We start from the raw sequence: 8,218 nt of genomic DNA, 5'->3' as shown, positions 1-8,218 counted from the left end.
GCGCGGCCCGGGCCGCCGATCCTCTGCCGGACCCGGACACCGAGCTCTGGCGCAAGCTGAGAAACACCTTGTTTGAGGGCCGCCCCGTCGCTGCCGACGGGCACGATGTGGTTCAGTTGGAGGCGCCAGCCCGGGCCGAGGACGCGGCCACCGTCCCCATCGCCATCAAGACCTTCCTGCCCCAGGAACCGCAACGGTACATCCGGCGGGTCTATCTCATCATCGACAAGAACCCCTCGCCCCTCGCTGCCGTCTTCCACTTCTCCCCCGACGCCGGCCGGGCCGACTTGGAAACCCGGGTGCGCATCGAGGAGTACACCTTCGTGCGGGCGGTGGCGGAAACGAGCGACGGTAAGCTCTATGCGGCGGCCCGCTACGTGAAGGCGTCGGGGGGCTGCTCGGCCCCGGCTGGCAAGGATCCCGCCGCAGCCCTCGCCCGCCTCGGCCGAATGAAGCTGCGGCTGGACGGGCCCGTGACCCTGCACCAGCCCAACCTGGCCCAGCTCATGATCAGCCACCCCAACCATTCGGGGCTCGCGATGGACCAGCTCACCCGGCTCTACACCCCGGCCCATTACGTGCGTGAGGTGAAGGTGAGCTACGCCGGCAAGCCGGTGCTCACGGCGGAAGTGGATTTTTCCATCAGCGAAAACCCCAACTTCCGCTTCTACTTCGTGCCCCGAGAGGAAGGAGAGCTCAAGGCGGAGGTGGTGGACTCCAAGGACCTCAAGTTCGAAACCCGCGTCCTCATCCGACCGGGCTCAGTGGCGGGCTCCTGATCAGCGGCAACCCTGCCCTTTTTCCGCCATGTCCCGCACCAGATAGGATACGCCCCGGCGCCAGGAGGTATCGGTGTTGCCGCGGATGTCTACCGACTTGATGAGCCGGGTCGCGCCGCTCGCCACGTCCTTGATCTCCACGTTGATGTTGAGGATCAGGTTGCTCACCTTCTGTACCCAGGTCAAGGCCACCAGGTCGGCGCCCAGGGCCTTGCCGATGTCCCGCTCGCAGCCGTTACACTGGCGCAGCGCCTGGGAGGCCCTAAACCGGTCGATCAGGACCTGGGCCGGCCCGTTATCCAGCACCCGGCACAGGCCCGCTTGGGCGAGCTCCTCGCGCAACTGCCGTGAGATCATCTTGAGCCGCTCCCGCTGGGCGGGCACGGACGCCTCGTCCCCGGAATCGTCGATCATCTCGAAGTCCATGACCGCGATCGACTTGACTGGCTCCGCCGGGGCGCAGTCGCCGCCCGTGGTGCCCCCCAGGAGGAGAAGCGCCAGCCCCGCGGAACTCGTCTGTCGGAGAAGCGCTTTCCATGACGTTGTCGTTGCCATGGGGTTTGCGGCTCAGACGCCACAGGCTTTGAAGGCGCGCGACTGTACCTCCCGGTATTTCTTGATCATGTCCTTGACGAAGTCCGGGTCACGGAAAACTCCCATGCGCTCACCGCCCATCTCTCGGTAGCGGGTCGCGGCAGAAGCTTCCACGTATTCCTCGTAGGGCATCTCCTTGGCGATGAAGTCGATGGCGCAGGAGCACTTGTAAAGGTACTCCTGCTTGCCGCGATGATCGTACATGCACGCGAGTACGTACTCCACCCGATCCTGGGTCGGGTAATCGTAGGCCGACGCCGCGCCGGGCGCGAACAAACCGAGAAGCACGAGCAGCCGCCATTTCATCCGGGGTCTCCTTTGCGAGGAATAGAGTGCTCGATGGAACGCGACCCGCCGCGATTGCGCGGGCGCGGCGCGCGTGCAATAGTAAGCCATATTCGTACAGGGATGCCAACCGCGGCATCCGCCAGTGCCCGTCGATGATCCGGCCTCCGTCCTCGAAATCCCACGGCATGCTCTGCGTGCGCGCTTTCGTGCGACGCGTGGCGATCCTCGTCCTCGCCGCCGTGGCGCTCGTCCTGGCCGCGCCCCGTCCGGCCGCGGCGCAGAGCTTGATTCCCGTGGCGGTGGCCCCCGGCGTGTACGCCTTCGTCGGCGCGCTGGCAGAGCCCGCGCCGGAGAACCATGGCTTCGTCGCCAATCAGGGCTTCATCGTAGGCGAGGCGGGGGTAATCGTGATCGATACGGGAACACACCATGCCCACGGCGAGGCGATGCTGGAGGCCATCCGGCGGGTGACGGATCGCCCGGTGGTGCGGGTCATCAACACCCACGCCGCGCCGGAGCGGGTGCTGGGCAACAGCGCTTTCGCCGCCCGGGGTATCCCTATCCTGGCCCACCGGGACGCCGTCCGTGCCATGGAGGTGAACTGTAGCACCTGCATCGAGCGGCTGAAGCAGGTGCTGGGCGAGGAAACCATGGCCGGCACTCGCGTCGCCCTACCCACTCAAGCCGTGGAAGGGAGCGTGACCCTGGAGCTGGCCGGGCGGCGGCTTTCCTTGCTCCACTTCGGCTGGACCTTAGCAGGGGATCTGGCGGTGCTAGACTCAGAAAGCGGCGTGCTCTTTAGCGGCGACCTGGTGTGCCTGGACCGAGTGCCGGAGATCCGCGACACCCGGCTCGAGACGTGGCTCGCAGCCCTGAAGAGGCTGCGGGAGCTGCCCCTGCGGGTTCTGGTGCCGGGCCGGGGCGCGGTGTCCCCTCCCGGGCGCATCGCCGACACCCAGGCCTACCTGGAAGCGCTACAGCGGGCGGTGCAGACCCGCTACGCAGCAGGGGATAGCCTGCGGGAGGCCACTGCCCGGGCGGCAGCGCCGGCATTCCGCGGCTGGGCCCTGTATTCCCGTCTGCACGCGGCCAACGTCCATCACCTGTACCTGGAACTGGAGAAGAAAGCCCTCGCCGAATAGGGCTCGCTTCAGAACCCGTGTCGAGCGCTAGGGTGCGTTCGAGCGCAGTGAAACGCACTTTCCAAGTGCCGTAGCACCGACCGGGGATAAAAGCGCCTGCGCCACGGTGTGCCAAGGCGCGTCCCCTGGCTGCGGCGGCTCCCGCACGCGCGGAAGCCTTTTGCCTGGCACGGCTCTTGCGGGAGGAAAAACGCGACAGGCGCAAGGGGTGGTTCCATGCGGATGGCAGCGCCCCGAGTGGTGTCGTTTCCTCCGTTTTCTCCTCCACTTGGCTTGGGAGACCGTCGTTCGTTCGGTCTCCCTTTTCTTTTGGCGGCGAGAAAGTGCGCAAGGAATTGAACAAGGCACTGTCACACAATGTCGCGATTGCGTTGCTCCCCGTGTGACACCGCACCCCCCGCCCCGGGAGGTCATTCGACGGCGAGCGGTCCTTCCCGGCCCAAGCTTAACCCGTTCACCCGGCTTGTTTTTCTCCTCCTTGCCCGCGCCGGGCGGCGCTTTGCCGCGACGCGGCGCGCCCGCCGGGAAGGCATGGATTCCACTGGCATATTAATTGCCAAAGGCGGGAGGATCGGCGTTGGCACGGAGGCTTTTTAGCGCGCGTTTCGATCAGGCGAGCCCTACAAGCGATTTTCCCTGGGCACTCGTCGGGGAGAAGAACGAAGCGGACCATTCGATTCGGGTGGGGAAGGTGGTTGTGCGCCCGAAGCGAAAGAAAGCGTGTTGTCAACTTCAACTTTGCTTCATTTCTACGAGAGGGGAGGTTGGGCAATGGTACAGCGCAAGAAAATCTGCACGGCCGTGGCAGGCGCCTTGGCGCTGCTCGGCACCTCCGCCGCCCAGGCGGAGTTGAGCTGGAAGGCAGGGGACTGGGATCTCTCCTTCAGCGGCAACGTGAACGGCTTTGCCACTTTCAACGATTGCGACAACAACCCGGTCACGGTGGCGGGCGGACTGGCCTGTAATGGCGCCGGAAACGACGAGCAAAACATCGAGTCGGGGCTCCTGCCGAGTGCCCTGGTCTTCTCCGCCAAGACGCGCCAGATGGACTTCGACATCAGCGTCACCCTGGGCTTCTATCCAGGCCTGAACGACACCAACCCGGGCGGCGGCAAGGTGGGGATCGGCTCCACCAGCATCGACATGCGGCAGAACTTCCTCACCTTCGGCGACCAGCGCTGGGGCACCGTCAAGGTGGGTCGGGACCTGGGGATCTTCGGGAGCGACGCCATCCTGTCCGACATGACCCTCTTGGGGGTGGGCTCCGGCGCCGCCTTCCTGGGGGGCAACACCACCCTGGGCCGCATCGGGGTGGGCTACCTCTACGCCGACTGGATTCCCCAGATCAGCTACTGGTCCCCCAACTTCAACGGTTTCCAGTTCGCCGCCGGCGTCTTCTCGGGCTTCGATTACATCGCGTTTTCCGGGCACCCCAATACGGCCACGCTAAGCAAGCAGGACGAGCCGGGCTTCCAGGCCAAGCTCACCTATGACTGGTCCAACGTGGGCGGCACCTCGGGGCGCCTCTGGCTGAGTGGTATGACTCAGAAGGTCAAGTCGAACGGGAGCACCGACACGGCGCCAGCCGGAACGAGTGTGGACGGCCGGGGTATCGATCTGGGCGCCAAGGTAGGCTTCGGCGGGCTAGAGGTGGTGGGCTACTACTACAACGCCAAGGGGCTGGGCACCACCGCCATCGGCTTCGACGGCGCTGCCGTCGGCGGCGGCACCGTGGACGAGCGGGACTCGGACGGCTTCTACGTCCAGGCCACCTATACCTTCGGCAAGCCCAAGATCGGGGTGAGCTACGGCGAGAGTCGCCTGGACCTGGCGGGCAATGAAACCGTGGCCACCAGTGGGACCCTCGTCAAGAAGAACAAGTCCTGGGTGGGCGGTGTCTACTACGCCCTCACCAAGAGCCTCAACCTGGTGGCCGAGTACATCCGTACCGAAGCCGAGGCCCACGACGGCACCAAGAACAAGGACGACGCCATCGCCCTGGGCGCCATCCTCTTCTTCTGATCCCCGCGAGGGAGGCCCCGCCGCCCGGGCGCAACGCCCGGGCGGTTTTTTTCAGGTTCATGAAAATCATGAGCGCCCCCTCACGATTTCCCGGCTTTCGGGCGGCCCGCCCCGCTACCACAATGGGAAATGGTCGTGACAGTCCGTGATCCGATGGCTGCGGGAGCGTCCCCGATCGAGTCCCGGTCCTTCCCGAGAGATCCAGCGAAGCGCTCATGAGAGTCCGAGTCCTGGGCTCCGCCGCCGGCGGCGGCCTTCCCCAATGGAACTGCAACTGCCCGAACTGCCAGGGGGCGCGGACCGGACGGCTTCAGCCCCGCACCCAGTCCTCTCTCGCGGTGGAGGGGGACGGAGGCCGCTGGGTGCTGTTCAACGCCTCGCCCGACATCCTCGCTCAGATCGCTGCCTTCCCGGGTCTCTGGCCCCGGGAGGGGCTGCGGGACACGGGCATCGCCGCCATCGTGCTGATCGACGCCCAGATCGATCACACCACTGGGCTTTTCCTGCTGCGGGAGGGCGCCCCCCTGGAAGTGCATTGCACCGAGCGGGTCCGGGAAGACCTGACCCACGGCAACCCCGTGTTCCGCGTCCTGGAGCACTACTGCGGGGTGCGCTGGCACCGGGTGCCCATCGACGGCTCCCCCTTCCAGGTGGCGGGGGCAAGCGCCCTGCGCTTCACCGCCGTGCCCTTGCGAAGCAATGCACCCCCCTTCTCCCCCCAGCGGGACCGGCCGCTGCCCGGGGACAACATCGGCGTGCGGGTGGAGGATCGAAGGAGCGGCAAAAATTTGTTCTACGCCCCGGGGCTGGGCGCGATGGAACCCCACCTGGAACCCTACCTCGCTTCAGCCGACTGCCTCCTCCTGGACGGGACTTTCTGGACCGACGACGAGATGATCCGACTCGGGATCTCGGACAAGCGGGCCCAGGACATCGGCCACCTGCCCCAGGCCGGGCCGGGGGGCATGATGGAACTGCTCATGCGCTACCCCCAGGCGCGCAAGATCCTGATCCACATCAACAACACCAACCCGATCCTGGACGAGGCGAGCCCCGAGCGGGCGCAATTGACCGCCCGGGGCATCGAGGTGGCCTGGGACGGCATGGAGATCGAGCTGTAGGAGGACACATGAGCGCCAGCGACGAGCGGCCCTGGACGCGGGAAGAGTTCGAGCAGAAGCTCAGGGAGAAAGGGGCCGGATACCACATCCACCACCCTTTCAACGTGCGCATGAACACGGGCCGGCTCAACCCCGACCAGATCCGGGGTTGGGTGGCCAACCGCTTCTACTACCAGATCAACATCCCCCTGAAGGACGCGGCCATCCTTGCCAACTGCCCGGACCGGGAAGTGCGCCGCCAGTGGATCCAGCGCATCATCGACCACGATGGCCGCGAAGGGGACGAAGGCGGCATCGAGGCCTGGATCCGGCTGGGCATGGCCTGCGGCATGACTCGGGAGGAGATCGTGTCCCTGCGGCACGTGCTGCCGGGGGTACGCTTCGCCGTGGACGCCTACGTCAACTTCGCCCGCACCCGCCCCTGGCAGGAGGCGGTGTGCGCCTCCCTCACGGAGCTCTTCGCGCCCCAGATCCACAAGGAGCGGCTGGCCAACTGGCCCCAGCACTATCCTTGGATCGATCCGGCCGGCTACGAGTACTTCCGCAAGCGCCTGTCGGAAGCCCGTCGCGACGTGGCCCACGGGTTGGAGATCACCCTGGACTACTTCAAGACCCGGCAGCAACAGGAGCGGGCCCTAGAGATCCTCCAGTTCAAACTGGACGTTTTGTGGACCATGCTGGACGCGATCCAGCTCGCCTATTGCAAAGATGCGCATCCATGACCCTGCCCAAAGCGTTTTCGCGGCGTCCGCGGTCGAAGTGTAAAGAGGAGGCCCGATGAGCAAACCGCTCGTCCTGGAAGACGTACCTCGGCTGACCGCCCACTTCCGCCTGCAATGGGAAGAAGCGCAGCAGGCGTGGGTGCTGCTCTACCCGGAAGGGATGGTGCGGCTCTCCCCCAGCGCGGCGGAAATCATGCGCCGGGTGGACGGAACCACCCCTGTGGGCGGGATCGTGGCAGACCTGGAGCGGGCTTATCCCGGCGCCGATCTGCGCCGGGACGTGATGGAATTCCTGGAGGTGGCCCATGAACGCGGCTGGATCCGCAAACAAGGCGAATAACCCCCTGTGGCTACTGGCGGAGCTCACCTACCGCTGCCCGCTGCATTGCGTCTACTGCTCCAACCCGGTGGATTACGCCCGTTACGGCAGCGAGCTGTCGACCGAGGAGTGGCTGCGGGTGCTACGGGAGGCCCGGGCCCTGGGCTGCGCCCAGCTGGGCTTCTCCGGCGGAGAACCCCTCCTGCGGGACGATCTGGAGGTGCTGGTGCGGGAAGCCCACGCCCTGGGCTACTACACCAACCTTATCACCTCCGGCGTGGGGCTGAACGAGAAGCGCATCGCGGCCCTGAAGGAGGGGGGGCTGGACCACATCCAGCTCTCCTTTCAGGATTCCACCCGGGAGTTAAACGACTTCCTGAGCCACACCCGCACCTTCGACTTGAAGCAGCGGATCGCCCGCCTGATCAAGGCCCACGGCTACCCCATGGTGCTCAACGTGGTGCTACACCGGCAGAACATCGACCACGTGGAGACGATCCTGGAGATGGCGCAGGCGCTGGGAGCGGAGTACGTGGAACTTGCCAACACCCAGTACTACGGCTGGGCCTTCGTCAACCGGGATCACCTGCTGCCCTCCCGGGAGCAGCTGGAGCGAGCGGAGGCAGTGACCAACCGCTTCCGGGAAAAGGTGGGCAATGACATGCGCATCTACTTCGTGGTGCCGGACTACTACGCCCACCGGCCCAAGGCGTGCATGAACGGCTGGGGCTCGGTGTTCCTGTGCGTGTGTCCCGACGGGGTGGTACTGCCCTGCCACGAGGCGCGCGGGCTTCCCGGCTTGAGCTTCCCCAGCGTGCGGGAGGCGAGTCTGCAGTGGATCTGGTACGACTCCCCCGGCTTCAACCGCTACCGGGGCGAAGGATGGATGAAGGAGCCCTGCCGCACCTGTCCCGAGCGGGTGAAGGACTTCGGCGGCTGCCGCTGCCAGGCCTACCTCCTCACCGGAGATCCGGCCAATGCGGACCCGGTGTGCGAGCTCTCTCCGCATCATCACGTGGTGGTGGAGGCAGTCGCGCGGGCCCAGCGGCCGGCGGTGACCGCAAGGCCCCTGCTGTTTCGGGACGACCGCAACTCCCGTGCCTTGAGCGAGGCGACCGCGCCCCTGCCCCGATGACTCGGAGCAGGGGAAAGGGCTGATCGGATCTCCGGTGAGCGTCCGCCAGCGGCGATCCGTGCCCGATAAAATTCCCGCCATGAATCCCTCCCCCTC

9 protein-coding genes are annotated in these 8,218 nt (G+C 66.1%); 7 read left to right on the top strand and 2 right to left on the bottom strand.

All coding sequences use genetic code 11. From position 1 onward, the window contains the following. A partial coding sequence (locus V7Q81_RS12940) for a quinoprotein dehydrogenase-associated SoxYZ-like carrier (protein ID WP_333843945.1) occupies window positions 1-779 on the top strand: 779 nt, incomplete at its 5' end. Here the strand turns inward: V7Q81_RS12940 and V7Q81_RS12935 are convergent. Beyond that, entirely contained in the window at window positions 780-1,334 is a 555-nt protein-coding gene (locus tag V7Q81_RS12935) for a DUF3280 domain-containing protein (protein WP_333843943.1), read from the bottom strand. Window positions 1,335-1,346: 12 nt separating this feature from the next. Continuing rightward, window positions 1,347-1,679, bottom strand: coding sequence for a hypothetical protein (locus tag V7Q81_RS12930; RefSeq protein WP_333843941.1), 333 nt, complete (start codon window positions 1,677-1,679; stop codon window positions 1,347-1,349). A 167-nt stretch (window positions 1,680-1,846) separates the two neighbouring features. Here V7Q81_RS12930 and V7Q81_RS12925 point away from each other — a divergent pair, with 167 nt between their 5' ends. From V7Q81_RS12925 to pqqE, 6 genes are all read left to right on the top strand, one after another. Further along, window positions 1,847-2,803, top strand: coding sequence for an MBL fold metallo-hydrolase (locus V7Q81_RS12925; RefSeq protein WP_333843938.1), 957 nt, complete (start codon window positions 1,847-1,849; stop codon window positions 2,801-2,803). Window positions 2,804-3,574: 771 nt separating this feature from the next. Then, complete coding sequence (locus V7Q81_RS12920; protein WP_333843936.1) at window positions 3,575-4,825, top strand: porin; 1,251 nt, start codon at window positions 3,575-3,577, stop codon at window positions 4,823-4,825. Window positions 4,826-5,040: 215 nt separating this feature from the next. Next, window positions 5,041-5,946, top strand: a complete 906-nt coding sequence (gene pqqB, locus V7Q81_RS12915; protein ID WP_333843933.1) for a pyrroloquinoline quinone biosynthesis protein PqqB — start codon at window positions 5,041-5,043, stop codon at window positions 5,944-5,946. Window positions 5,947-5,954: 8 nt separating this feature from the next. Beyond that, window positions 5,955-6,668 (top strand): pyrroloquinoline-quinone synthase PqqC, encoded by a 714-nt coding sequence (gene pqqC / locus V7Q81_RS12910; RefSeq protein ID WP_333843930.1) that lies wholly within the window; start codon window positions 5,955-5,957, stop codon window positions 6,666-6,668. Between the two features lie 55 nt (window positions 6,669-6,723). Continuing rightward, window positions 6,724-7,008: a pyrroloquinoline quinone biosynthesis peptide chaperone PqqD gene (gene pqqD / locus V7Q81_RS12905; protein ID WP_333843927.1), complete on the top strand. Its 285-nt coding sequence runs from the start codon at window positions 6,724-6,726 to the stop codon at window positions 7,006-7,008. Then, window positions 6,974-8,122, top strand: coding sequence for a pyrroloquinoline quinone biosynthesis protein PqqE (gene pqqE, locus V7Q81_RS12900; protein ID WP_333843925.1), 1,149 nt, complete (start codon window positions 6,974-6,976; stop codon window positions 8,120-8,122). The genes pqqD and pqqE overlap by 35 nt, the downstream gene beginning before the upstream one ends. Window positions 8,123-8,218 lie beyond the last annotated feature (96 nt).

The organism is Pelomicrobium sp. (genome assembly GCF_036803785.1).
Classification (GTDB): Bacteria; Pseudomonadota; Gammaproteobacteria; order Burkholderiales; family UBA6910; genus Pelomicrobium.
The sequence above is the reverse complement of the archived record's forward strand: the minus strand, read 5'-3'. Positions and strand labels throughout refer to the sequence as shown.

Bases quoted from the DNA above. Each gene is read 5' to 3' on its own strand.
- V7Q81_RS12935 (WP_333843943.1), bottom strand. From the start codon at position 1,334: ATGGCAACGACAACGTCATGGAAAGCGCTTCTCCGACAGACGAGTTCC.
- V7Q81_RS12930 (WP_333843941.1), bottom strand. From the start codon at position 1,679: ATGAAATGGCGGCTGCTCGTGCTTCTCGGTTTGTTCGCGCCCGGCGCG.
- V7Q81_RS12925 (WP_333843938.1), top strand. From the start codon at position 1,847: ATGCTCTGCGTGCGCGCTTTCGTGCGACGCGTGGCGATCCTCGTCCTC.
- V7Q81_RS12920 (WP_333843936.1), top strand. From the start codon at position 3,575: ATGGTACAGCGCAAGAAAATCTGCACGGCCGTGGCAGGCGCCTTGGCG.
- pqqB (WP_333843933.1), top strand. From the start codon at position 5,041: ATGAGAGTCCGAGTCCTGGGCTCCGCCGCCGGCGGCGGCCTTCCCCAA.
- pqqC (WP_333843930.1), top strand. From the start codon at position 5,955: ATGAGCGCCAGCGACGAGCGGCCCTGGACGCGGGAAGAGTTCGAGCAG.
- pqqD (WP_333843927.1), top strand. From the start codon at position 6,724: ATGAGCAAACCGCTCGTCCTGGAAGACGTACCTCGGCTGACCGCCCAC.
- pqqE (WP_333843925.1), top strand. From the start codon at position 6,974: ATGAACGCGGCTGGATCCGCAAACAAGGCGAATAACCCCCTGTGGCTA.